The 26,059-nt window shown below is 57.2% G+C and carries 14 protein-coding genes, 1 pseudogene and 1 riboswitch; of the genes and pseudogenes, 7 read left to right on the plus strand and 8 right to left on the minus strand.

Annotation, left to right across the window (positions count from 1 at the left end):
- Positions 1–625: 625 nt before the first annotated feature.
- The 3 genes from DCG74_RS39155 to DCG74_RS37675 all read right to left on the minus strand — a co-directional run bounded on the left by DCG74_RS39155 (position 626) and on the right by DCG74_RS37675 (position 3,671).
- On the minus strand, positions 626–925 hold the full coding sequence (locus tag DCG74_RS39155; protein ID WP_373569504.1) for an acyl-CoA dehydrogenase family protein: 300 nt from the start codon (positions 923–925) through the stop codon (positions 626–628).
- Positions 926–1,630: 705 nt separating this feature from the next.
- Positions 1,631–3,271, minus strand: a complete 1,641-nt coding sequence (groL, locus tag DCG74_RS37670; protein WP_172789410.1) for a chaperonin GroEL — start codon at positions 3,269–3,271, stop codon at positions 1,631–1,633.
- An 85-nt stretch (positions 3,272–3,356) separates the two neighbouring features.
- Positions 3,357–3,671 carry a co-chaperone GroES gene (locus DCG74_RS37675; RefSeq protein WP_172789409.1) on the minus strand — a complete coding sequence of 105 codons (315 nt, stop codon included), beginning with the start codon at positions 3,669–3,671 and terminating at the stop codon, positions 3,357–3,359.
- Between the two features lie 1,016 nt (positions 3,672–4,687).
- Here DCG74_RS37675 and DCG74_RS37680 point away from each other — a divergent pair.
- Positions 4,688–5,335, plus strand: coding sequence for an FkbM family methyltransferase (locus DCG74_RS37680; RefSeq protein WP_172789416.1), 648 nt, complete (start codon positions 4,688–4,690; stop codon positions 5,333–5,335).
- A gap of 651 nt (positions 5,336–5,986) precedes the next feature.
- On the opposite strand, the gene DCG74_RS37685 is transcribed toward DCG74_RS37680, so the two are convergent.
- From DCG74_RS37685 to DCG74_RS37700, 4 genes and pseudogenes are all read right to left on the minus strand, one after another.
- Positions 5,987–7,153, minus strand: a complete 1,167-nt coding sequence (locus DCG74_RS37685; protein ID WP_172789408.1) for an acyl-CoA dehydrogenase family protein — start codon at positions 7,151–7,153, stop codon at positions 5,987–5,989.
- Between the two features lie 1,567 nt (positions 7,154–8,720).
- Positions 8,721–9,463: pseudogene (locus DCG74_RS37690) on the minus strand (carbonic anhydrase).
- Between the two features lie 8 nt (positions 9,464–9,471).
- On the minus strand, positions 9,472–10,158 hold the full coding sequence (locus DCG74_RS37695) for a thermonuclease family protein (RefSeq protein ID WP_373569542.1): 687 nt from the start codon (positions 10,156–10,158) through the stop codon (positions 9,472–9,474).
- 1,810 nt (positions 10,159–11,968) lie between these two features.
- Positions 11,969–12,691, minus strand: coding sequence for a nodulate formation efficiency C protein (locus DCG74_RS37700; protein WP_246709091.1), 723 nt, complete (start codon positions 12,689–12,691; stop codon positions 11,969–11,971).
- A 683-nt stretch (positions 12,692–13,374) separates the two neighbouring features.
- Positions 13,375–13,578, plus strand: a riboswitch (cobalamin riboswitch).
- Positions 13,579–13,678: 100 nt separating this feature from the next.
- Here DCG74_RS37700 and metE point away from each other — a divergent pair.
- Positions 13,679–16,024: a 5-methyltetrahydropteroyltriglutamate--homocysteine S-methyltransferase gene (gene metE / locus DCG74_RS37705; RefSeq protein WP_172789414.1), complete on the plus strand. Its 2,346-nt coding sequence runs from the start codon at positions 13,679–13,681 to the stop codon at positions 16,022–16,024.
- Positions 16,025–16,534: 510 nt separating this feature from the next.
- Here metE and DCG74_RS37710 read toward each other — a convergent pair.
- Positions 16,535–16,696, minus strand: a complete 162-nt coding sequence (locus DCG74_RS37710; RefSeq protein ID WP_246709090.1) for a hypothetical protein — start codon at positions 16,694–16,696, stop codon at positions 16,535–16,537.
- 1,378 nt (positions 16,697–18,074) lie between these two features.
- On the opposite strand from DCG74_RS37710, the gene DCG74_RS37715 reads away from it, so the two are divergent.
- The 5 genes from DCG74_RS37715 (at position 18,075) to cysN (ending at position 26,026) form a co-directional block, all read left to right on the plus strand.
- Complete coding sequence (locus tag DCG74_RS37715) at positions 18,075–18,356, plus strand: hypothetical protein (RefSeq protein WP_246709089.1); 282 nt, start codon at positions 18,075–18,077, stop codon at positions 18,354–18,356.
- 2,525 nt (positions 18,357–20,881) lie between these two features.
- On the plus strand, positions 20,882–21,067 hold the full coding sequence (locus DCG74_RS37720) for a hypothetical protein (protein WP_172789405.1): 186 nt from the start codon (positions 20,882–20,884) through the stop codon (positions 21,065–21,067).
- A gap of 799 nt (positions 21,068–21,866) precedes the next feature.
- The gene (locus tag DCG74_RS37725; RefSeq protein WP_274069628.1) at positions 21,867–22,970 is read left to right on the plus strand and encodes a sulfotransferase; all 1,104 of its coding nucleotides are present in this window, start codon (positions 21,867–21,869) and stop codon (positions 22,968–22,970) included.
- A 174-nt stretch (positions 22,971–23,144) separates the two neighbouring features.
- Positions 23,145–24,143: a sulfate adenylyltransferase subunit CysD gene (gene cysD, locus DCG74_RS37730; RefSeq protein ID WP_373569505.1), complete on the plus strand. Its 999-nt coding sequence runs from the start codon at positions 23,145–23,147 to the stop codon at positions 24,141–24,143.
- Positions 24,143–26,026, plus strand: a complete 1,884-nt coding sequence (gene cysN / locus DCG74_RS37735) for a sulfate adenylyltransferase subunit CysN (RefSeq protein WP_172789403.1) — start codon at positions 24,143–24,145, stop codon at positions 26,024–26,026. Before cysD ends, cysN begins: the two co-directional genes overlap by 1 nt.
- The last annotated feature ends 33 nt before the right edge of the window (positions 26,027–26,059 follow it).

Genomic DNA, 26,059 nt, shown 5'->3' on the forward strand with positions numbered 1-26,059 from the left:
ATGCACTGTGTCGTCCCAAGTCTCACGGTCGAAGTTTGCCGCCGAGCTGGACTACAAAGCCGTTTGAGAAGTGACTTGCCGAATAATGCGAGGTGACATTGTTCGTTCTCGACGGAGCGAGCGCATGCGGGCATTGAGCTCGATCTGGAAGACGGCCACCCGGTAGTGCGGATCTGATCCCAGTCTCACGCCCGGAAGCAACCCGCGCGCGACACGACCTTGGTCGGACTGGATGTATGAGATGTTCTCTCTGCGACGCTCGCACTACTGGTTGAAGTTAGCAGAAACGTGACTCGGCGCCAAAATCCCCACGCATACTCGGGGCAAGCGCTGTCCCTACCACGTGCTGCTAACTTCAACATCAATGTAGACGGGGGAGCTTTCCGAAAGCTGACGAAACCGGCGCGATGCGTCAGGCGAAAACGGACCGTGCGGGGGAGGCCCTCCTGGTGAACCCCGCCACCCGCCTAACGGAAGAGCCGCTTAAAAGTATCGTTGAGTACAGACACAAGCTCTTCCTTAAAGAGGTCGTGAAAATTCGCATATACCATGTGCCAGCGAGAAGGCGGCAGCAGGACGCTTAAAGCACACCGTGCCTACGGGGTTGCTTCCATGCAGGGTAAGGCTAGGAAGTTACGGATAATGAGATCGATGCAGCCAACGATGCCGTGGCGGAGATGAGGTCGATAGCCTCTTGCAAAGAGAGAGCTAATCCGCCGTGCTCTCCTGGTGCGGTGAGCCGGAACAGTCCCTGCCTTGCCAAAACCCTGTGTACGGTCGGAGGGAAGGCTCGGCGGTCATCCGCGTCTGCGAAAGTCAGCTGACTGAGCCCAGGGATGAAACTGGAGTATCGTGCAATTGCGTGCCCTTCAGCTAAGCGTTCCTGTGTCTCCCGGTGAGCGTAAACTTGGGTGTACATGACCATAAGATCACAATGATCCTGAACGCGTTTCGTGCCAATTCATCCAAGAGGCTACGTTGGCCAGATATTGGTATAGTGTGGATGCAGGCGCAATGTGGGGCCGTGCCGGGGCCGGACTGTCGTGCAGCCGCCCCCCCGGCGAGCTCTTTTGCAAAGCACCGCCGTTGCTATCGGATACCGTATATATTGGACGCAAAGCAAGCCTTGCGATTGTAGTGTGTGATCACTCTTAAGCATGTCCTGCCCCGACGTCCGCAGCAGGGGAGTTGAGGGGAGCCCCGTCCGCGAGGACCAAACGAGGCGCAGAATAATCATCGCACTTTCCGCAAAGACTGTGGTTTTTGAGAATGTACTCCGGGTTCAAACAAGCCCTTAGGTCACAAGCCTCCAGCTACGCTACAGCAAAAGCAAGGAGGTGGAAAGCGGACAGGCGGCGCCGAGTCTACCGCACCCCAAGGGGTCGAACATTTGGATGAGAAGAGGCAGCTTCGTGAGTCATTTCGCCATAGACCGACTCATCGTCCTACCGGACGCGGTCCTGTCGTCGCGGAAGGAACGGTCAAGAAAATTGAGTTGGGGTGCTGCCGCCGCGGATAGACCGATGGGCCGGACCTTCGGCGGGCTGGCAACGGGCTACCGGCCGCTCGATGCAAAAACCCTGACATTATTGCCAGGGTTTCGCATGTCATCGAGAATTTAAGAAGTGGATCAGAAGTCCATACCGCCCATGCCGGAGCCGCCAGGCATTGCTGGACCAGCCGTAGCCTTCTTCGGCAGCTCGGCAACCATCGCTTCCGTCGTGATCAGCAGCCCGGCCACCGAGGAGGCGTTCTGGACCGCGATGCGCACGACCTTGGCCGGATCAATGATGCCCTTGGAGAGGAGGTTGCTGTACTCGCCTGTCTGCGCATCGAAGCCAAAAGAGTACTGCTCGTTATCGAGCACCTTGCCGACCACGATCGAACCGTCTTCGCCGGCATTGATCGCGATCTGGCGGGCCGGCCAAGACAGTGCTCTGCGCACGATCTCGACGCCGGTCTTCTGGTCGTCATTCTTGGTGCGCAGGCCCTTGAGCTGCTCGGAAGCACGGAGCAGGGCGACGCCGCCGCCCGGAACGATGCCTTCTTCCACGGCCGCGCGGGTCGCATGCATCGCGTCATCAACGCGATCCTTGCGCTCCTTCACCTCGACCTCGGTCGCGCCGCCGACGCGGATCACCGCGACGCCGCCTGCGAGCTTGGCGAGACGCTCCTGGAGCTTCTCACGGTCGTAGTCCGAGGTGGTCTCCTCGATCTGCGCCTTGATCTGGGCCACGCGCGCCTCGATGTCGGCCTTCTTGCCGGCGCCGTTGACGATCGTGGTGTTCTCCTTGTCGATCATCACCTTCTTAGCGCGACCGAGCATGTTGAGCGTGACGTTATCGAGCTTGATGCCGAGATCTTCCGAGATCGCCTGGCCGCCGGTCAGGATCGCGATGTCCTGCAGCATGGCCTTGCGGCGATCGCCGAAGCCCGGAGCCTTGACGGCCGCGACCTTGAGGCCGCCGCGCAGGCGGTTCACGACCAGGGTCGCAAGCGCCTCGCCTTCGACGTCCTCGGCGACGATGACCAGCGGCTTGCCGGTCTGCACCACGGCCTCGAGCAGCGGCAGCAGCTCGTTCAGCGAGGAGAGCTTCTTCTCGTTGATGAGGATGTAGGCGTCGTCCATTTCGACGCGCATCTTGTCGGCGTTGGTGACGAAGTAGGGCGAGATGTAGCCACGGTCGAACTGCATGCCCTCGACCACGTCGAGCTCGGTCTGGAGCGACTTGGCTTCCTCGACGGTGATGACACCCTCGTTGCCGACCTTCTTCATGGCGTCGGCGAGGAACTTGCCGATCTCGGCATCGCCGTTGGCCGAGATGGTGCCGACCTGGGCGATCTCGTCGTTCGAGGTGACCTTCTTCGAGTTCTTCTCGAGGTCGGCCACGACGGCTTCGACCGCGAGGTCAATACCTCGCTTGAGGTCCATCGGGTTCATGCCAGCGGCAACCGACTTGGCGCCTTCACGCACGATTGCGGCGGCCAAGATGGTCGCGGTGGTGGTGCCGTCGCCGGCAGCATCCGCAGCTTTCGAAGCCACTTCGCGCACCATTTGAGCACCCATGTTCTCGAACTTGTCGTCGAGTTCGATGTCCTTGGCAACGGCAACGCCGTCCTTGGTAATACGTGGCGCGCCGAACGACTTGTCGAGCACGACGTTGCGGCCCTTCGGACCAAGAGTGACCTGCACGGCATTGGCGAGAATGTCGACGCCGCGCAGCATACGATCCCTCGCATCTACTCCGAACTTGACTTCTTTAGCTGACATAGAGAATTCCCTCAGTTCCAATTAAATGATCCTTCAGCGCGCCCGGTAGGCTCTCCTCAGGAAGGTGAGCTGTGCGAGCCGAGGATTAGGCGACCTTCTTCTTTGAGAACACATCGGTGAGAACGCCCATCACGTCGCTCTCCTTCATGATCAACAGGTCTTGCCCATCGATCTTGACCTCGGTGCCGGACCATTTGCCAAAAAGCACCCGCTCACCGACTTCGATGTCGATCGGAATTAGCTTGCCGCTCTCATCGCGGCCGCCCGGCCCAACTGCAATGACTTCGCCCTGCGATGGTTTTTCCTTCGCTGTGTCCGGAATGATGATGCCACCAGCGGTCTTCTCTTCTGCGTCGATGCGCTTGACCACGACGCGGTCGTGAAGCGGTCGGAAATTCATAGAGGTCTCCTGAGCGTTTGAACAAGTTGGGATTAGGCACAGTGTGGCCAGTAAACTATAGCAAGAGTCAGGCCACAAATGCGCTGAGCGATCTATCCGTACAGTTTTGCAAAAGCATTGCCTGGCAGCGTGTGCGCTTGTCCGGAAGCATACGCGCTGAGGTGCACAGCCCCCCGGCTGTTGTGAAAATGACATTGCGCTTCTTCGAAGCACGGCATTGAGCCCCAGGACACTTCAACCTTGCTCGGACGGCGGTTGCACTGATCGGAGAGTGTTTCGACGACGTGGGGATTGCGCATGATTACCTGGCGGTACAATCTAGCAGTCGTGGCCGGCGAAGCGTGCGGGCCACGAGCGTTATCGAAGAGCGGATCGTCAAATCTGCCGGAGTCGTGCATGCGAACAGTATGCGACGATATCGAAAAAGCAGGTTCTGCTTGTAAGAGGCGGCCTGCTAGCAGGTCACCACCGAATTGTAACCGATTGCCGGTGTCCAGCCGTGGCACGGCACTTATGGCCTACCGAATTGACTCTGGTCATTCGTAAGCCGGCAGCATTTGAAGAAAGTTGCGAGCCCGCGAAAGCTTGATTGCGCCGAGCAACGCGTGCATCGGGGCTTTCGCCGACCTCGTTCCTCGCGCCCGCTGCCGAGGGAAAGACCGTCGCGAGCTACTGGCAGCGAATCTGAGATGGCGGCCATCACTCGGCAGAGCACATTCGGCGCAATTGTCTTCCATATCCGACAGGTGACGCTCAAACGAAGGCGATCTTTCGGCAACTCGAAAGAGCCAATAAGACCATCTGGCGCACTGAGGCCGCGCTTTCCGACGATAGGTTCGAGACTTGCATCGCCAGGGATAGCCTCTCCATTTCATGTCGATGGCATCCAAACAGCTGTCGTGGATCAAGAGGACTGACTGACAAATGAATCTTATACCTTGATATACGTTGTGCAGCGGCTTCTGGCGTGTGATGTGGAAATTCACCAGATCTCCGCGCACCATGGAAAAGCAGCTGTGTCGTCCGTAGAAGTACATCAGCACATCATCTCACTTCTTCAGAAGCCGAATCCAGTCATCCTGGATATCGGCTGCAATGACGGGACTGATACGCAAAAGTTCCTCGAACTGTGCCCGCAGCCCCAGCTCTACTGCTTTGAGCCGGACCCCCGAGCGATCGCGCGCTTCAAGAAGAAGCTCGGCTCATCCCTCAATAGGGTGAAGCTGTTTGAAATAGCCATCAGTGATCGAAACGGAAGGATCGACTTCCACCCCAGCAATGCAGATGGCGATGCGAAGGATTGGGACCTATCCGGTTCAATACGCCGTCCAAAGAACCATCTTACCGAGTACGATTGGGTTCGGTTTGATCATCCTGTCTCGGTTGAAACACGGCGGCTGGACGACTGGTGCAGCGAGGCCAAGCTGGACGGAGTCGATTTTATTTGGATGGACGTTCAGGGAGCCGAAGCCGACGTTATCGCCGGCGGTATGCGGACCTTGAGCAACACACGTTTCATCTACACCGAGTATAGTGACCGCGAGCTCTACGAAGGGCAGTTGTCCTTGCAAGCCATTCTTGACTTATTGCCATCCTTTGAAGTGGCGGCTCACTATCCGCGCGCAGTGGAAGGTGATGTATTGCTCAAAAATTCGCGCGCCTAGCGGATCCCCGGGCTAGCGTGCATGTCGGCCGGTCCATTGGGAGCGGCCAGCGCCACGGCGGTCGTGGGCTCCACGCGGCCCTGAGGAAGGCGGGGGCGTGGGGCTACCGTTACGATCGAACCGTAGCAGCGCTGCGCTCGCGCGCTCTTGGCGCCGCAACGTCGGATCCGCTCCACCGACACTCGCCAGGATCTAATGCCGATCACGCCCAATCTGATCACGCGGCTTCACCGACGCAGCCAGAACCACGTCCGGCTTGCCGATATCACTCCATCCTGACCGCATAGGGCTGGCTGTATTGCTGCCGCCATGGATCCGCAAGATAGCCGGCCGGGCAAAGCGCGTAGGCAACCGGTGCGAGAGTCCCGCTCGCGCGTGATTTGGAGAGTTCGTGAGTTGAACGAGCCGTTTCGCAGAAGTTCAGGTGTATCCTGCTCGGCAACGTCAATGATGGGCGCAGGGGCTAAGAGGCTTACGAGGGCTCGTATATTCGGACAACGATGGTAGCCCAGGATATGTAGCGGGACCCTTTGCACAGCGGTGTCTTTGTTCACATCGAAACAAGGGCCACGTCCTCATCGGCGGACCCACTCACCACGCAACTGCGGTAATCCGTTGGCGTGGCGTGTGGCCTGCCGTGCGTGCCCCACTTTATGGAAAGCCCGGCTGTATTACACTTCCCAGAAGGGCGCGGCCAGCGCTCTGGAGCGTTCCCTCGTTTAAAGCTGCGTGCTGGGCAACCACGAAGCTATCGCACATGGCCCGCGCCAGATTGCTGGTGCTATAGAGCGCCTCCGTTCCAGCCAGACCGCTGGCAACCCTGCAGACCTCAGCGCCCTGCCGCGCGGCGTTCGTTGCCGCGAGCCGCATTAGCATCGTGGTGCCAAGAGTTACCTCACCCTTGAGCGCTTCCTTCCACAGCTCCTCGGTGGCGTCGTAAAAGAAAGAACGAGCGGAACGTAGCAACGCTTCGGCTTTGGCGATTTCAAGCTGGACATAGCCGCGCTCAGCCAACACGGGCGCTCCAGTGATCGAGGCACGAGTTTGGGCCATGGCGATCACCTCTTCTATTGCGGAACGCGCAATCCCGATGCCAACAATAGCATGCGCCTGCGCAGCGAAGGCGACGGCTGGGTAACGATAGATCGGCCCGTCAAGTGTCGGCGGACCGCCGCGGATCAAGGTCCATTCCTCTGGCACAATGACGTCGTTGACGACGACATCGTGGCTTCCGGTGCCTTGCAGTCCGATGACGTCCCAATTCGGCCGAATTGTCACCTTCTCGGCTGGCATCACCGCTACACGCGGAAGGTCACCGCTCGGATCGTCTTCCAACGTGATACCAACTCCTATCAAATCCGCCTCTGGTGAGCCGCTAGCGAATGGCCACACGCCGTTCACGATAAGTCCCTCGGCGCATCGCTTAGCGGGTTGGAGTGGGAAAAGCGCACCCGCCAACACCACGTCAGGTCCATTGGCGTACACTTTGCGAAGCGTGCCGTCCGGAAGAGCAGCGAGGTAGCGAGCTCCATCCCCGAAGCTGGCGACCCAACCGGCGGAGCCGTCGGCCTCGGAAATGCGCTCCACCAGCCGACAAAAATCGGCTGGCGTTCGCTCCTCACCGCCGAATCGCTTGGCAGTCATAGCCCGATAGACGCCGACGCGTCTGAAGCCGTCGATGATTTCCTTTGGAATCTTCTGCGTGCGGCTAAACTCGTTGCGACGCGCACGGATCTCGACGAGTAGCGGCGACAGATTAGCCCAGGTCGCAGGCGCGGCGTGGGTTCTGGAAGTCCCCTTTTCTGGTGGAGCGTTCATAGATCATCCTCCGTGTCTTGAGCCGGTCATCGCCGCGTGTCATTCATTTGGAGCCCGCATGGCGAGGCCAGGTGATTTGGCCCCCGCTGGACGGCGTTCTCAAAGCTGTCTCAGTTGATATCAGTCCATGAGAGTGGACACGGTAGCTTCCCAAACTTGAGTGGCCGGCAAAGCAGCCGATAGGCTGCGGCGGCATCGATCCGCGTTTGCCGCACTGAATCTCCGGCGGTCGATCGGGGCATGCGGTGCATGTCTTTCAACATGAACGTGTGGTCACACTTGGGAACCACGTTTGGAATTCCTGAGTTGTGCTTGGGAGAGCGCCCAAGCTTGCGGCCTCTTGCCCGTCTTCCCAGCAATTGACGTGCCATCAAGCATGGCTGCGGGCTTTGTCTGAATCGCGCGAGATCACTCCGCCGTGCCGTGCCAGCGCAATGCTCGTGTCTCCGTGTTTGCTTTCAGGCACAAGATGTCCTTAACTCAACAAGCGGAGAAGAAAACCCCAGGGGCGGACCGCGACCGCCACCAACCGGGTTCAACCTTCCTGCTTAAGCCTAAGTCCGGCTTCGGTCTCCTGACGCTACCAACAGCCCAAATGTGCTGATCGTGCGACTGCTGGTAAGCGCTTGCTTAGAAGCGGCTCAAGTACGCAGGTGTTCATGAAACTCACGGCGGCTCCAGACGCTGTAGTTGCACGATCGAACTCCGGTTCGAGGTGACCGCAAGAGTGTCCCGCTCATCCAAGCGAAGACGAGGCATTTCGAACAGGTTTTGGGTTGCCAGCGACAGACGAGTCTGTCCACGTTCTGGCATACCGAACGCAAGTTCGTGCGCATTCTCGACTGACCGATTCTCTTGCGGCCGGTGGCGCCTCCTATCTATGCTTGCGGCCTTGGCCGAGCTTGCCAAATTCGTGCGACAACTATGCGTACACCACGAACGTTGCGAATTTTGTAAACTTCGAGGTTCTTCGATCTCCTCATGGAGGACGGCGAACGAGACGGTCTAACGAATGATTGATGCGCGGCTGGTTTTCCGATGGTCGCGGTCTCACAAACGGCCGATGCAGGAGGCTCTCCGGTACTGATGCGGGTAGCATGCTGCCTTAAAAGCCCCGGGCCGGGCAGTCATGCTGGTTGTTCTATGTGATCCTCAGCCCAGGCTGAGCTCGGTTATCAAGGTAGGACCCTGAATGCCTTGCTCCGGTCGAAGCTGAGAAGCTCCCGGGATCGTCGCGTGCTCCGGAGTTCAGACCCTGCAATGCTTCGCATGGCGATCTGCTGCCTGAACCACCTCCATTGGGTTGTCGGCTCAATCAGGAGCCATGAATGCTGTTGGACGCGCTATGTGCGTATCTTGTTGCTGGCCCCGCGTTGCCAACATGAGTGCGTAAAACACGAGAAGAATTATGAGGCCACGCATATCTAATGATTCCTGAAGCGATGACAATTGTGGAGCGGATAGTGTCCGGGCGTATTTGTGGTGGACGTTGGACCAATAATATCGCGCGGAACTGAACCGATGTATCAGGCGGCGTACGATTGCCGGGAGCGTGAAGGCGCTAGCATCAGCTCACAATATCGACCTTGCCGGTGTCGATCCGATACAGCCCCCCGATGACCTTCAGTCGGTTCTGCTCGACTGCAGCGTTCAGAATTGGCCCCGTAGATTTGATTTTGTTGACGTTATCGACCACATTTTGTCGGGTTGCTTGGGCGAACGCGTCGCCGGCTTGGTCGCAAGATGCTTTCACTGCAGGAGAAAGTGCAGTGACCAGGGACGAGATGTGCCCCGGCGGCCGCTTATCTTCATAGAGCGACTTGATCGTAGCCTTTATCGCACCGCAATGATCGTGGCCAAGGACGAGGATCAGCGGCGTGTTGAGTATGGCAACCGCGTATCCATACTGGCTAGCGTATCCTCGTTAGCGAAGTTGCCGGCGACGCGGCAGACAAACAGATCACCTAGTCCGCTGTCGAAGATAAGTTCGGGGACCACGCGGGAGTCGGCGCAGCTCAGAACCGCTGCATATGGATTTTGTCCCTCAACCAAGACTGGCCGCTCGCGCCTGAAATCGTCGATTCGCGATGCGCCTTGGAAATAGCGATCGTTCCCCTTCAGCAGCCGATCCAGGGCAGCATTTGGCGAGAGCAGGTTGTTTGGTTTGGGCAGGCCCTTTGCTTCCTTCGCCTCGGCAATCTTATCGCCGAACCGCAGGAAAACTGTCGAAGCTGCGAACAGCAACAGTGACCGGCGCGAGCGCGCGTGCTTGGTTAAATGGTACATGCGATGAGAATGGGCTGCTTGCATGTGTCGCCTCATGGCACGGCTTTACGCCACCCAGTCGCTTTGGCTTCCGCTTCGCTGCAGAGCCAGCGTTCGCCGCCCTTCTTCGTCATGTCGATTTGTTCGTAACCGCGCTGCCCTGGCACGCGATAAGTCCGCTCGCCGTTGCGCTCGAGAGTCCCTTTTATCAGGCACTCGGACGACGGTGGTTCCGCCAGCAGGAGCGATCCAAGCAGGACTTCCTGAGCGTCGATCGGGACCAAGGTCGCGCCAACGACAATCGTGCTCCTATTGCGGTGAGGCCAGTCCCAGGGGGCGATGAACGCCCCCGACCACAGCCCCGTGTTAGCTGTGCTCGCCACCAACTCATAGACAGCGTAGGTATGGTGAGATGCACCGGCGGAGAGTGCCCAGCCCGCACGTACCATCCAGACGTTCACATCCTCGCCTTCGATGAAGCAGCTACCGAGGGCTCGCCGATACTCATCGACTCTTTGGGTATGACAAACCCACGTGCGCCCATTCGAATGCTTGATAAGCTCGTCGCGAGCAGCTAGGCCGCAGGCCCATTTCCGGCCTTGTGCGTCGAGACAAATGTGATCCGTCTCAGGAGCTTCGATGCCTAGGAGCCGAACGTTCGTTCTTTCGATCTCGATCGTATTGGCGTCGAGGATGCGCGGAACACCGCTGAGTGTCGCGGCGTAGACCGGAGATGTGATGAGAACGAACAATGCGAACATGATTCCGCGGTGCGTCATCCCGACAATAACCTTTCGCTCCTGATCCATGTTCACGCACGATACGGTGCGATCCGACTGCTCGATGGCAGAGGTCCGTCCAGCCGGCGTATTTCGATGTGTGCTTTATGAGAGCTTGGCGTGAGTTCAAACCTACGACCTGACGCTGCGTAAGGATCAAGAGATTTCTTCTGGTGCGTGCGGCGGTATCACTCGAGCATCGGCGGTTCTTCTCACTGGGAGCGTACTGTGACCCTCTGAACCTGGGAGGAGAGTCTCGTCGGCTTTGCGCCGTACTCGCGGCGCTGGACAAACCCGGAGCCTCGAAACGCTGTGCGCACCCTTTGCAAAAAGTGAGCGACTAATGAAGCGTCGGCGCTCGCGGCGGCGTTGGGGGTGGACGAGCAACCTTGCTATTGTTACTTACGACTCCTATTGGCAAACTAGACCGTGCCGACGAGCACGACGAGTTCGCCCCAAAGTATTGTCACGACAAAGATCTGCAAAATGATCTGGTCTGGCTCGCTCTGTCCGTGTAGACAATTACGTGGCGGAGTTCAGCCTCGATGCTCGCTGCGTAAATCAAGCGTTCTTGTTCGAGCAAAGCGCGGAAATCCGACGCCTTCTTACACCGAGCCAGATGATCGTTGCTATCAATCGCATTGTGGCATTTGGTCCTCCGCGCTGCACCGTAGGTCGTTGCTGCTACCGCCCATACGCTTTTACAAGAACTGAATTGTTTATGACTCGTCGGCGCTACGGGCGGCCGCTCTTCGGTCGTGACGGTTCCCCACGATCTCGAGTGGCCTACCCAGGAAGGCCGGCATCAGCGCCCGTTTGCTCCAGGACTTGGAACGGTTGCGATATGGAGCCGCGCTTTGCCGTGTGCGCTCCGGACGTGCGCAAGCTGCCCACGTGTTCGGACAATCGCGAGCGCCATCCTGATGCAATTCAGTGTGAGGATACAGTCCACGATACGCGATTGCCCATCGCGCACTCGTGGCGAATAGCTCTGGTGCGGTTAGCCGACTCAAGCTACACATCATTCTTAAGTACCTCACTACATAATGGGAATGACATGGTGGCAGTCGTTCGGGAAGTAACAGTCTCATCTTACGCGCTTGAAGTAGATGGCCAACTCAGAGCCGAATTCGCAACCAAAGACGGTGCCACGGCAGGTGGAGCAGAATTAAAGAAGCGGTTTCCCAAGCTTACGATCCGGGTCTATGACGTGCAGACGAATGAGCGCGAGGAAATCTAGGCCGAGTCAGTTTGGCGCTCGACATTCTGTACATCTCCGGAGCTTTCGCCCTGCGGTGAGTAGGCGCTCAGCGGGTGTGCCGGGCTTGCTACCAGTGTAACTTCCTAGCCCGTTTCGTTTCAGCGTCGGTCCCTAGTGCCGGGCGTCGCTACGTTCACGCTCCTGCGTATGTCACGCAGCTACGCGATGTGCGGAGCGCACGCCTCATCGGCTCGGGTCGGACGCATCCCCAAGCGCTCTAGCGAAGAATGCAGGAGAGCTAGTCCCCCGCAACCTGGTTGCTCTCACTGGGTGGAGTGCAGGCGGGCAAACCAGTCGCAAACTAGTACGCGCCGCTGAGCTCGACACCTGGCGGAAAAGTATCATGCTGCTTGACCTTTCGTAGGGCAGGCCGAACTGCTGCGAGAAGGGCAGCCGGACTATTGCGGAGCCGTAAGCAACGCAACTGCGGAGCGGGTATGTCTTGCAGTTGGTACGAGGCTTTCGACCGTACGGCAGCTGCGGTGCGATGTTGCTCTGCCCGGCCGTCTACTAAGGCCTTCGGTCCCCTAAGTCTTCCTCTTCCTTTGGCTCGGTCCGTTGAAACCAGGAGCCCGGAGGAAATTTCGCGATGCGCTTGGCAAAAGAGGATTGTGGCTCCCAATCTTGGCCTTCGCTCTTCTCGAAAGTGATGACCCCGTTGTGTGTAAAATAACGTGGTCCTTGGATATCGCAATTCACCAAGAGCAGAATGCGCCATAGATCGCCTTTCTCGTTCGGCTTGTCATTCTGCTTGGGTAAGTAGTCTACCCCAACAGGTTCAATGATAGTGCATCGGCCCTGCCGCAGAAGATCGCCGAGCCGGCCTTGCGGCGTAGTCACAAAGTTGAAGTTACTTGGATCATGCAGAAAGCTAAGGTTTGCGTCCCTTTCACCATCTGCGACTTCTTTGGCGATCAACGAGAGCGCTAGGGCACGCCAGCCCAATTCCATCGGCTTCGCATAGGTTGACGCAAGCTCAATCGTACCGTCGAGCGCGACTTTCCAGGTGATAGCGTACTGTTCGTCTGATTTGTTGTTTCGGTGCCGGGTCCACGAAACGAAAACATAGTCGTTTTCGCCAAGTTCAACGACCCCCCACATCTGAGGGACGAACTGTGCCACCTTCGAGACATTGGAGAGGATTTGTTCTATCGTCTCACCATCTTGCGCTCGCCACGTTGACTTGAGTCTTTCGACAAGTGGGTTGTCGCTGGCGCCAATGGTGTTGCTCATGGCAGCCGGCCAGGCTAGGCACATTAGAAGTCCGCCCAGGGCAAGCCATAGCGCGGGTCTTCCCGACATTCTCTTCATAACTCTCGGCCTATCGCGTTTCATCCGTACATCTTTCAAAGCGGGCAACCTTGAAGCTGCTATGAGCGGGCGCAAGAAGTTTACGGAGAGGCGACGGGGCACCCGTGGCTATCCCGCGCGGGCAGCCGCTCCCCTCTATGTCACGCGCCGCTAACTTCCCTAGCCCGCGACAGCTTCAATTGGCTGAGCTGGACATACCCAGCAAGAGAGACTGGGTATGTCGAGCGGCTTGCATTCTTTGTGCCAGGGAGAGGGCGGAGAGTTGCACGGGTTTTATGTCCCTCTTGTCGACTTTCCAACCTGCGCACGCTTCGATGTTTCCATTCAGTGTATCGGCCGCAGTTTGTGGATCCTTTCAAGTGCGTTTGCCGTCATTGAACCGTCTGGTACGCGATCGTTGGCGTCGGCGTGCGGCCTACATGATGGCTGGCGACAGGAAGCCGGCTTAATCGATGAACTTTGAAGTCTGGTTAGCACGCAAATCAACCTGCTCGTCCCGTATGTTGCTAGATTGCGCTGCTCATAGAAAGGCACGGTTATTCGCCTAGATGTCGCAGATTAGCTTGGCACATGATCTGAGAGGTTGACGGAAGAGTCCTCCTGTCGATAATCCAAGTCGTCGAGGTTCTCCGAATCCCACTTGATCCGGAGCTAAGAGGGAAGCCGGTGCAAATGCCGGCGCTGCCCCCGCAACTGTGAGCGGCGAGCTACTGTCCAACGATGTCACTGAAGCCAGCACGGCTTCGGGAAGGCCGGACAGCAGCGATGACCAGCAAGCCAGGAGACCTGCCCCGACGATGTATTGGTCCACGGGCGGGGTGTCTCGGTGGTGCGCCAAGCAGCCGTCGCATGCGCGACTTCCTCTGCCTGCGTCCGCCATGGCCTTTGTCCCCAACAGGGGTTAACACTATGTCTCTTCTCTCTCTTCCGGTTGCTACGCTCGGGACGCCACGCATCGGTCCAAGGCGTGAGCTCAAATTCGCTCTCGAAAGCTACTGGGCGGGAAAGATCAGCGAACAGCAATTGCTCGAGGACGCATCCGGGCTGCGCGCAGCGAACTGGGCTCGTCAGAAATCTCTCGGCGTCACGATCATTCCGTCGAATGACTTCTCGCTGTATGATCAGGTGCTCGATACAAGTGTCATGGTTGGTGCTATCCCGGAGATCTACGCCTCGAAAGGAGACTACGTTTCCCTCAAGACGTACTTCGCCATGGCTCGCGGATCACAATGCGACGACCAGGATACGAGTTGCGGTCTCCGCCAGCGGGGGTCTGGCGCACCCGCGCAGGAAATGACTAAGTGGTTTGATACCAACTACCACTACATGGTTCCCGAGTTTTACAAGGGACAGGCGTTCAGACTTTGCTCTCGCAAACCCATCGAAGAGTATGAGGAAGCAAAGGCTCTCGGCTTTCAGACCCGCCCTGTCCTGATCGGGCCCGTCACATTCCTAAAACTCGGCAAGAGTGCCGATGGCGCGTTCCAGCCCCTATCCCTACTAGATGATTTGATGCCGATCTATATTGAGGTTCTGCATGAATTGGCCGAACGAGGGGCAAGTTGGGTTCAGTTTGACGAGCCCTGCCTGGTCCTTGATCTGAACGAAGCGGTACCAAAAGCACTGCTACATGCTTATAACCGTTTCGCAAAAGAGGGACCGGCTATCAAGATCATGGTTGCCAGCTATTTCGGCGGCCTAGGCGACAATTTGGATACCGCCTTGAGGCTCCCAGTCTCGGGTCTGCACGTTGACCTGGTTCGAGCGCCAGAGTTGTTGGATCAGATCATTGCTGTCGGTCGAAGAGATCTCGTCACGTCGCTCGGTGTCATCGACGGCCGGAATGTGTGGCGATCGAACCTGTCGTCGCTCCGTCGGCGGTTGGAGCCCGCGATTGCGAAGCTCGGCAAGCACCGTGTACAGCTCGCTCCATCCTGCTCGCTGCTTCATGTGCCGGTCGATGTTGAACTCGAGACCGGGCTCACGTCCGACGTCAAGAGCTGGCTTGCTTTCTCTGTTCAGAAGATGCGTGAGCTTGCGATCCTGGCGCGAGCACTCGCTGGCGACCAAAATGTCGGGCTCGCTCTTGCCGATTCGGAATGCGCTGCGACTGCCCGCCGGACTTCGCCGAAGATCCATGATGCCAATGTCGCTGCCCGGATGAGCGCAATCGACCAGACGATGCGCCGGCGCGCAAGTCCGTTTGCACGTCGTTCCGAGATCCAAAGGGCACGCTTTGGACTACCAGCTTTTCCCACCACCACGATCGGATCGTTTCCTCAGACCACAGAAGTCAGAAATGCTCGGGCGGCGCATGCGCGAGGCGCGCTGAGCGACGAGCAATACGATAGGTTCATCAAGGAGGAGATAGCCCGCGCCGTACGTTGGCAGGAGGACATCGGTCTTGACGTCCTCGTGCACGGCGAGTTTGAGCGCAATGACATGGTGCAGTACTTTGGCGAGCAACTCGCCGGCTTCCTATTTACCAGGAAGGGATGGGTACAGTCTTATGGTTCGCGCTGCGTCCGGCCCCCGATCCTGTTTGGCGATGTAGTGCGGTCGAAGCCGATCACTGTGGACTGGTGGCGTTACGCGCAATCACTAACTAGCAAGCCAATGAAGGCGATGTTGACCGGACCGGTGACGATCCTGAACTGGTCGTTTGTTCGCGATGATATTCCTAGGAGCGAGGTCTGCCGTCAGCTTGCGCTTGCGATCCGCGACGAAGTGCGCGACCTCGAGAATGCCGGTGCGGGCATGATACAGATCGACGAAGCTGCACTTCGCGAAGGATTGCCCTTGCGCCGATCGGAGTGGAAGGCCTATCTCGATTGGGCCGGAGAGTGCTTCCGCATCTGCTCATCAGGCGTTACCGATCAGACGCAAATCCATACACATATGTGCTACTCCGAGTTCAACGACATCATCGGTGCGATCGCTGCAATGGATGCGGATGTCATTTCGATCGAGACGTCGCGATCGAAAATGGAACTACTGGGCGCATTCAGCAAGTACGAATACCCAAATCAAATCGGACCTGGCGTGTACGACATCCACTCTCCACGCGTTCCCGAGGTGAGCGAAATGAAGGAGCTGATGGTGCTGGCTCGGACGCGTTTGCAAGAATCACAGCTCTGGGTCAATCCGGACTGCGGCTTAAAAACGCGCAAATGGGAGGAGGTGCGGCCTGCGATAACCAACATGGTCGCTGCCGCCCGCGAACTGCGCGCTGCATCGTCCCCGCAAAATCATTGATCCGGCGCTCGGTCTGTTCTCGACCAAGCTACTCGCTTGTGGTCAATACCGCGCTCCATAATCTCGCGGCAAGACTTGGGGCCAACAAAAAGTGCTTGGCCCCAGTTGATGGTTGGAACGGATGTGCACCCGGAGAAACGACGCTGACGGCTCGCGTTACTTGGCCAAAAGAGAATAGCCGACGGTTCACCAAGGCGAGAGCATTGGCCGAGAATATGAACACACATCGATACGTTTATCGTAGCTCCTTATGCCGTGCTAAGCGATCGCTTGGTCTGAGAGACAAAATCTACGCCGTGGTGTCGCTCATAAGAAGAGTGGGAACGGTTGCGACAACAATGAGAGGGGTGATGCCGGACGTCACCGCAAGGGGCTTCTCATCGGTCCGCTCGCACATGTTTCCCCGTCAGGCGCTCTCATTCGATGGACCCCACATAGTGCCCGACGAGAGGGCGCCGAAGCCAATTCCTGCTTCAACTCACACCAATCTATTGTGCAGGATCGCCGTCGCTATCCGAGCCAGATACGCCAATGCGTCGGCTGCACGGCGACGTGCTCTCCGGTATTCGCGTTGATCCATCCGCCGAACGCCCGGCGGCAGGGAAAGACCACCCGGTGAATTGAATTCCCCTCGATCACGGCAATCTCCAGATCCTGATCGAAGGGCGGCATGATTTCGAGCCGCTCCCAGATCAAATCGCCATTTGATCCTGAACAAAGTTCATCGCTGCGAGCTGACAAATTCAGACAACCTTGTGAACATTACGAACATCGCTTGGCGTCCGCGCGAGCAGGCTCTGCGCGATTCGACCGGACGGCGCGCGGTCTTGATGGCGTGAGCCGCGGCAGAGGGCAGTCGGTGGCATCGTTGGTCCGGAACACTGTCCGCTCGCGAATATTTGGATTTTCGCCGGGAAACAAGGCCTGAGCTCCGTCGAATGGATCTGGGGCAGCTCAAGGCCTCGGCTGTTGCTATTTGTAACTGTTCTGCACGAACTAAACTGGTCTGCAGCTCCAGCAATCTGGCTTGTGGCGGGGTAAATGGCCCGGGTTTCTGTCATGTCAGGTCCCTTGTTGGTGAGATAGCTCCGTGTTCTGCGGCGTCATCCCGTGGAGTGCGGGCGACTTCAGCCGCGCTCTCGCGCGCGTAGCACGTGCTCCAGCGAGAGCGCGAAGACGCTGGATTCGGTTGACACCAATAGGAGGGACGTAGCGTTGCTCGGAGCCCATAATCGGGCCTGTCCGCAGGTCGATAAAGTAGACGCCATCGCAAGCGGCGCAACTTATCATGTGTAGGTCATCAACCCGCGGCTCGGCTGCGCCCGAAAGGAGTCCTAAAAAGTGATGGCTGGTGCTTGGACATGAGAGCATCATGGGCTCAAGTCGTTCTTTCTGCCATGCGTCTGACCTTACTAGAAGATCAACTCTATCAGGACACAGCCGTCGTAGCATTGATGCGGGTCAAAAGCCTCGTTCGTCCGGGAGTGGTTGACCTCGAGCGGCCGCAACGTGCCGCAAACCCCCGCGTGGCAGTGCACATGTCCGAACTCGGGCATGCGCGAATCCATCGCACTCTCTGCAGCACGCCAGCGTGTTGATTTGAGGCGCAACTCACGCTCCATGGGCTACGGCAGCATTGTTCCTCATTGCTCCGTGCACACGGATGGTCAAACGATTGTTCGCCTTCATCGTCGGTAGCCTTGTCGGGGCTGATCCCACCTTTAGGTCTCGGCACTGGAGTCCTGGACCTGGGCTCATCGAAACGTGGGCTGCGACAATCCTTATGATCGGCTTACCGTGGGGGCGGCTGGTGGACCGTCGGATGGAAGACGGGGTTCCTGGCCTGATTGCCGCACGATCGCCTGCGCGCATAGTCCCTCGCCGGCGTATATAAGAAATCTGCGCGCGCAAGCGGCTCGTGCCGCGCCGTTACATCTGATCGATCTTTGGATGGGCGGACAGACCTCTTGGGGGGCTACTTGAGGCAGATCAAATACTCGCGATGCGAATGGCAGAATAGTTGATAAGCGAACCACGGGAAGCGAGGGGCATGCCTTCATTTAATGTTCGGTTTATTAAGACCGTTTGTGACGATACCGGCGGCGAGCATCGTGCGTGCCAGGCAGCATTCAAGGTCGATGCCGCCTCCCTGAGTGCTGCTGCTCAGCAGGCGGAGGCTGAATTTTGCAAGCAAAAGAGTGTCCGCGATTGGACAATATTCGCCGATGTATTGGAGCTTCGAACCCCACCTGCCTTAGCTAATCCGTCCACATCAGCCTTTCGAGCATCCCGCAAGGACGGCCTGAGTAAGCAAGGGTTTCGCACTTCCTGAGTTTTCCACGGAAGCGCGACATCTTCAGCACCGACCAAGGCTATTCACGGCCGCGACGTTCACCGGCGTGCTCGCCAGTCCATAGCATCGCCATTAGCATGGACGGCTTGCTTGCCCGCGATAACGTATTCGGCGAGCGTGCCTATGAGACTGTATCCTACGCTCGCGTCTTGATCGGACTCGGCAGTCGGTCTATGAAGCCTGAACGCACGGCCGATACGGGTAAGCGTGACTTTAGATTCGTACGACGAGTGGTCGAGATTGAAGGAAGTTGTGGTGGGTACGGCCACTAATCATGCGGCTCATGATCGCGAACTCTCTTGCGACTTATTCCTTTATAACAATCTTGAGCTTCGCTCGGACTGGTATTATCCGCGTTCTCTCGTCGGCGGCAGCAGGTGCGTGAGCTCGCGCACCGGTCCGCCACGGGATCGAGGACCGCTATGTCGACGAACTGAATGAGCACGTCGAAGCAATTGGGGACACGTTGCGGGAGCTTAACGTGATCGTGCATCGACCGATGAGCCTTCTGTTGGTGCGGTCTCGAGCGATGACCGACTATTTGCCAGAAGCAATGCGCAAGTGATAGTCGCGCCCGAACCATTCAAAACTAATTCCCCAGCTTGCGACGATGACGACCTGCTGTTGTCCGGCCTCTACATAGATATCAACGTCCTTTCGGTCCCTCCTGACGTTCGTTTTAGTCAAAGACGCGGGCCCCGAACTGGCCAGGATCCTTGAACACAATCGCTTTCCGGTCATCCCGGCTCGGCAGCGCCATAGGTGGATCTTTGCCGGGGGGATTGCTTTACTGTCGATGCGGTCCGCGAAGACGGGTCCAAGGATTACTTCGACTAGTACCGGAGGCGGCGGCTCGTAAAGCCATTGCTTTGGGAGCCTGATAGCTGGCGAAGGTGTGCTCGTTAGAACTTGTCAAAGTTATACTGCATCAACTAGTTGCCAGAACCAAAAACTGTAGCGTAAGCGCCGCAGAGCCGCAAAGTAGCTGAGTAAAATTAGATGTACTCTCGCACGTTTCAGGTCGACGCTCGTCGAGCGCGCCTCTCAGCGGACGTAAGTTGGGACGTGAACACGCTCAGATCTTGCACCATCGTGCCCGTGATGGTCTTGACGTATCAGGATGGAGCTTTCGAATGTCATTTGATCGTCCAGTGACTTTAAGGGAGACTGTTGCTTCAATGTCACCAGACCGATGAACGGCCGATCTACGCTCGCGCGACAAGAGATACCACATGTTCGATATCTATTTGAACCGAAGACACGATCTTTTGGTCGTCCCGACAGGCTTTGGGATCCCGCCGGGATTGGACGGCAATTGGAAGAGAAAGAGGCGGGCGGTTCGTTCCGTGAGCGACGTCATTCGTCAAGATGTACAACAGCGTGGTTACCACCGACGTCGTTTGATCTCGTACTTGTCCAAGGCGGTTGAGATCTCCTCACACTCCTAGTCGACGCCGCTATCTTATGCTGAACCGTTCTTCGGAAGCTTCGGGCAGGATGTGGCCGATGCGTCGAAAAAGTTGCTTAAAGCGACCAGACCAGGGGGCATCGCGTATTGGGCTTAGCGAGTAAGCTTTTCTTTTGAAAGCGGGGCGCGCCTCTGGAGCTTACCTCAAAATAGGTGTTATGAGGCTTTTTCTTGGGTCAATGGCGTGCGCGTGAGTTTTCACGTCTATACTGAAGATACCTACCGGCTAACCGCACGGGCCGGTCGAGCATCGAAGTCGTTAAGCAGCATTGGCTACTTGTATAGCAGCGGCCCGGAGTGGCCGTCTCATATGAAGCGCATCGCAGGCCACGCGCCCCAACTCGGAATTTTCGGCGCAAAGCTGATGCGGGAGGCCGGGTGCGGGATCCTCGCCGAGGAGGGAAGGGAATATCTTGAGAGGCTCGAACACTTAGATCAGTGAACTACGCAGGCGTAGGTTGAGCGAGAGATCGCGCAACAGCCGAAAGCTGAGCAACTGCGCCTTTGACTTCGCAGCTGGGAAGGAACGCGGGCAGAAAGCGCCCCACGGCAGCGATTGAGCCCACGTAAACCGCTACCGGGGTGACCGCCAGCCGCTCAACCCCTTGCTGATCGTGATGTACTCAACTAGATCTCGAAGTCACATCTTGAAACAGTGGCGTTGCAATTGGTATTAGGAAGTCGTTCAACGCGGCTAGGGATATTGTGATTCAAACCTGAGGGATGAGGCTTCTGGCCTCCTCATGCACATCAGCGTGGTCGAGACGGTCGGCTAAACTGATCTCGCGTTGGCTTACTCATTCCAGAGAGTGTCAGTTGCTTAGCTGCGAATAGAAGGGCGTCGATGGGAACGTTCTCTGAGGGCGAGGTGTATATGAGGTTTGCAGTTCCACAGCTGTACTAGCCCAGACGTCTCGCGTTTGGAACGCATGACCAAGTTATACCTGACGCCACTCTTATATATCGTCTGCTTTTTGCGGTCGTCGTGCCGTGAAAACTATGCTACAAGCCGCTCCTCTCAAAAGGAGCATTCATCGTGAAGAAAGCAACCAAGAAACGCGTTACGCGGCGCGAATGGACGAGGGCAGATATCAAGGAGCTCAAAGTCCATTCGAAGGCCCGAACCCCGGTCATAAAAATAGCAAAGATGACCAAACGCAGCGTCGGTGCGCTCCGCCAGAAGGCCTTGCATCTTGGAATCGGACTCGGACATCAGCGGTAGTTTTGAGCAGCGCTGGTACTGGCGCGATAGGGCGGCTCGCTGGGCCGCCCTCAGTACCCATAGAAATTTTGTCGGAAATTTAGCTTTACGGATCCGCGCTGAGAGAGTGTTTGGATGGTGTTTCACTGTCGCGGTGGGAGCTCCAGCATCTCTCATTATTGACGGACTATCTTAGACGTGGTCTCAACGGGTGTGACCGATCGGCAGTGAAGACATTGCCTTGCTGATGGCGCCGTCATGGATCTCTCACATGAAGGGCCGATCCAGTGTGTTGACCGACCAACGGCGGCGCTCACTGGAAGTAGCGTCTGGATCGCTCCCGCGCTGAGAAGATTTCTGCTGTGATGTCCGCGATATGGTCTGCTTCTTTGCAGCGCTCCGCTCATATTCCGAAATTGTTTGTGTCTGCCGAGCTTCAGCAAGGTGCATGTCGCAGTTACCTATTCAATGCCCCAGCGCACCCATCTTCTATACGTAGCAACCTTCCATGTGCCGCGCGCGGTCTTGGTAAACGTCCGTATAGTTCTTTTCAACCTTGCCATATTCGCGGTCAATCTTCGTGCAATTGAGCTGTTGCTTGATTTCGTTTTATCGATCGAGCAATCGGGGAAGAGATTTCAGTTATCGTTCTGTGATCCCGGCTGATCGGACTGAACGGGTCTCAAGCCATGAGTGGCAGACAAAATTCTTGTCCTTTCCTTGTACGCAAGCGGTTGCCCTCATGTGATCCGGCGGCCGGATTGTTTCGCCCAATCGAGCTAGCGTCGACAGATGGCGCTTGCCAAGCACGAGTGTCTGAATGATGAGCGGACTTGTTGGTCGTTCACCTGAGGTGTGTTTTCTCCTTGGTCTTCCACGATCCGGGACCACACTCCTTGCACATTTGCTGCAGCTCCATCCAGACATTGCGGCTCCGCCTGAACCCTGGTTAATGCTGGCGCTTGAAGCAATTGGCAAGGTGGATCGGCGTCATCCGGCCGGCAGCTCTCTAATTGAGGCCGCCACCTCCGAATTCTTGGGACGGATAGATCGCACGATCGTCAGCCGCGCTTTTGCAGATGCAGCATACGATCAATATCTGGCAAAAGCGGGCAAGCGCATCATCATAGATAAGACACCACGCTATTGGACGACACTTGAATTTGTTGAATCCGTCTATCCGGAAGCGCTACACATCCTTCTGATGCGCAATCCTTACGCGATCGCCGCTTCACTGAAATCGACGTGGGGCATCCCACTGCGGGCAGAAAGCGCGCAGCCGGTCAGCGTATCCAGTCTCGCTGACCTCATGCTTCGACTGCCCGATGGCATAATATCTTCACTGGCCGATTTGGTTTTGGGTCTTCCTAGACTCGCCGCGCAACGTATTCGCCCGCAGACTCATTTGGTGCAATACGAACTGCTCGTGGCGCACCCGGACGAGGAAATCCAGCGTCTACTGACAGCGCTCGGCTGTGATCCAGGAGGCGTGGCATCGGTGAGCATGGGACGAGCAGATTATCTTCAGTCCAGCAGCTTTGGAGACCGAAAAATCCTGGAACGAAACACCATCGACGAAAGCTCTGTCAAATCGTGGCAATCTCAATTGAGCGTCGAAGAGATGCAAACCGTGACCGATCTGGTCGGTGCCGAGCTTTTCGTAGAACTTGGATATGAGCAGGAACTGCTGCATGCCCAGAAAGCCGGAGTTCTGGACAGGGGACGGGAAGTAACCGAACTTTATCGTCGGATATTCCGAACATGGTGGGATTTGCGAAGTGCCAAGGCGGGAGGGCTGTCCGGCTTATCTCATGCTGGAGAGTCGGCCCACACTAGTTGGAACGTTTCGGAGAATCGGGACGTGGCTATCGAGATGTTGCGAGGCGAGGTCGCGCGGCTTGAGCGGATCGTCGGGAGCTCCTAAGGATTCTGAATGCTTGTGGTCAAGCAACGCTGGTTGATTTAGCCAAGATCCTTAACCGGCACGCTGATCTCCCGATCAGGTGTGCCGCACGCGCCGGCAGTGCGAGCGGCAGAATGCGATATGCTGCCGCGTCGAAGTGTGCTGTCGAACGGAGCTTGACCTCATTGACGAGCCATGCGCCTTGGCCGGCCATTTCTGCCACGGATATTCCCCCCTCTGGGCTGGCGCCATAGAGCGGCGAAGAACAGAGATCCTGCACCGAAAACAAGATATATGCTGCCAAAACATCTGCACCTTCTCGAAGCTGAATCGATTGAAATCATGCGTGATGTGGTCGCCGAGTTCAAAAGGCCCGTCATGCTTTACTCGATCGGAAAAGATTCAAGCGTTTTGCTACACCTTGCGATCAAGGCGTTCTACCCGGCAAAACTACCTTTCCCCCTGCTTCACGTCGATACGACCTGGAAGTTCCGCGAGATGATCAGCTTCCGAGACGCGACAGCCAGGCGGCTCGGTCTCGACCTGATTGTCCATGTCAACAAGGACGGCAGCGCGCGTGGGATCAATCCGATCGATTCCGGCTCCGCCCTCCATACCCAGGTCATGAAAACGGACGCGCTGAAACAGGCGCTCGACCTCCACGGATTCGATGCCGCCTTTGGCGGAGCCCGGCGCGATGAGGAAAGGAGTCGCGCAAAAGAACGGATACTCTCCTTCCGTTCGGCTGGACATGTATGGGACCCCCGTAACCAACGGCCGGAGCTCTGGAGCCTGTTCAACACACGGATTCGCCAGGGCGAAACTATGCGCGTGTTTGCGATGTCAAACTGGACCGAGCTCGATGTGTGGGAATACATCATGATCGAGAAAATTCCGGTCGTTCCGCTCTACTTCGCAAAACGAAGACCGACAGTGCATCGAAATGGTGCGATGATCATGGTTGACGACGAGCGATTGCCGCTTAACTGCGATGAGACGCCGGAAATGCGGATGATCCGCTTTCGCACCCTTGGATGTTATCCCTTGAGCGGGGCTATCGAATCCGATGCGACGACGATCGAAGGTATCGTCGCAGAAATGCAGACCGCGACTATGTCTGAGCGCCAGGGGCGCCTAATTGACACCGATGAAGCCGCTTCAATGGAGAAGAAGAAGCGAGAAGGCTACTTTTGATGTTTACAAAGCAGACAACGGAACCGGTTCCGGTCCGGACGAAGGATCAGCTGCGATTCATCACATGTGGCTCGGTGGACGACGGCAAATCGACGCTGATCGGCCGATTACTGCACGACAGCAAGATGATCTACCACGATCAGATCACGGCGCTGGAACGCGACAGCATCAAGTACGGTAGCACCGGGGATAACATCGACTTCGCGCTGCTTGTGGACGGCCTCGAGGCCGAACGGGAGCAGGGCATCACAATCGATGTTGCCTACCGTTTCTTCACTACGCCGCGGCGCTCCTTCATGGTGGCCGACACTCCCGGCCATGAGCAGTATACCCGCAATATGGCTACCGGTGCGTCGCAGGCTCAGCTCGCCATTATCCTGATCGATGCCCGCAAAGGCGTGATGGTTCAGACGCGCCGCCACTCCTTTATCTGTGCGCTGCTCGGTATTCGTCATATCGTGCTGGCAGTGAACAAGATCGATCTTGTCGCATACGACAAGGAGTGCTTCGATCGGATCGCGCGCGACTATATGGCCTTTGCCGCCGGTCTCGGCTTCACCTCGATCGTTCCCATCCCGATCTCGGCCCGCTACGGCGATAACGTCGTAGACCGCTCCGCGCGTGCCAACTGGTATCGTGGTCCCTGCCTGCTTGAATATTTGGAGAGCATTGACATCCAGTCCGGCACCGCAAGCCAGGCCTTCCGCTTTACGGTACAATGGGTGAACCGGCCAAATCCGGATTTTCGGGGCTATGCCGGGACGGTGGCTTCCGGGACGATCTCGGCGGGGGATGAGATCATTGTCGCCACGTCGGGACGGACCACGCGCGTCAAGCGGATCGTGACCCACGGTGGCGACCTTGTCGGCGCCAAAGCCGGGGATGCGGTGACCATTACGCTGGAAGACGAAATTGATATCGGCCGTGGCGACATTTTGTCCCGACCGGACGATCAACCAAAGGTCGCCGACCAATTCGCTGCTTATGTGATTTGGATGGACGAGGAGCCGCTCACTCCCGGACGCAATTACATCCTGCGGATCGGATCGCAGACGATTTCCGGCAGCATTACCGAAATTCGGCATCGGATCGACGTCAACACTTGTGAGCATCTGGCCGCCGGGATGGTTTCGTTGAACGAGATCGCCTTCTGTAATGTTGCGACCACAATGCCCGCAGTATTCGATGCTTATGACGTCAATCGGAAGACCGGATCATTCATCTTCATCGATCGTTACACCAATCGTACGGCGGGGGCAGGCATGATTGCCGTTCCGCTACGGCAGACCGCCAATATTTCTAGACAAGCCCTATCCGTGGATAGGAAGGAGCGTGCCGCACTCAAGAATCAGAAGCCTTGCGTCATTTGGTTCACCGGCCTGTCTGGCGCGGGAAAGTCGGCGATTGCGAATCTGGTTGATCAAAAGCTGTTTGCGATGTCGCGGCATACAATGCTGCTGGATGGCGACAACCTCCGACACGGATTAACCGCCGATCTGGGCTTCTCGGAGGCGGACCGCGTGGAGAACATTCGGCGTGTCGGTGAAGTTGCCAAGTTGATGGTGGACAGCGGCTTGATCGTGATCTGCTCGTTGATCTCGCCCACGAGAGCGGAACGGGACAGGGTGCGCATCCTCGTTGGTAACGAAGAGTTCATAGAAGTATTTGTCGATACGCCGATCGAGGAATGCGCGCGGCGAGACCCGAAAGGGCTGTACTCAAAGGCGAAATCAGGCAACATCAAGAACTTCACCGGCCTCGACGCGTGCTACGAAGCACCAGAAACACCGGATATTCATCTCAGGACCATGGAGCAGAACCTAGAGCAGTCAGCGAAAGCGGTAGTGGATGTCTTGATCGCGCGCTCAATTCTTGAAGGCTAGATGTGCTCGCGTCACGTCATCAATTCGCGTAAT

It is taken from the genome of Bradyrhizobium sp. WBAH42 (assembly GCF_024585265.1).
Taxonomy (GTDB): Bacteria; Pseudomonadota; Alphaproteobacteria; order Rhizobiales; family Xanthobacteraceae; genus Bradyrhizobium.

Coding starts and splice junctions, on each gene's coding strand:
- cysD (WP_373569505.1), top strand. CDS start 23,145: ATGCGCCTTGGCCGGCCATTTCTGCCACGGATATTCCCCCCTCTGGGC.
- DCG74_RS37725 (WP_274069628.1), top strand. CDS start 21,867: ATGATGAGCGGACTTGTTGGTCGTTCACCTGAGGTGTGTTTTCTCCTT.
- DCG74_RS37710 (WP_246709090.1), bottom strand. CDS start 16,696: ATGCCGCCCTTCGATCAGGATCTGGAGATTGCCGTGATCGAGGGGAAT.
- DCG74_RS37715 (WP_246709089.1), top strand. CDS start 18,075: ATGCCTTCATTTAATGTTCGGTTTATTAAGACCGTTTGTGACGATACC.
- DCG74_RS37700 (WP_246709091.1), bottom strand. CDS start 12,691: ATGAGCAACACCATTGGCGCCAGCGACAACCCACTTGTCGAAAGACTC.
- groL (WP_172789410.1), bottom strand. CDS start 3,271: ATGTCAGCTAAAGAAGTCAAGTTCGGAGTAGATGCGAGGGATCGTATG.
- DCG74_RS37685 (WP_172789408.1), bottom strand. CDS start 7,153: ATGAACGCTCCACCAGAAAAGGGGACTTCCAGAACCCACGCCGCGCCT.
- DCG74_RS37675 (WP_172789409.1), bottom strand. CDS start 3,671: ATGAATTTCCGACCGCTTCACGACCGCGTCGTGGTCAAGCGCATCGAC.
- DCG74_RS39155 (WP_373569504.1), bottom strand. CDS start 925: ATGGTCATGTACACCCAAGTTTACGCTCACCGGGAGACACAGGAACGC.
- cysN (WP_172789403.1), top strand. CDS start 24,143: ATGTTTACAAAGCAGACAACGGAACCGGTTCCGGTCCGGACGAAGGAT.
- metE (WP_172789414.1), top strand. CDS start 13,679: ATGTCTCTTCTCTCTCTTCCGGTTGCTACGCTCGGGACGCCACGCATC.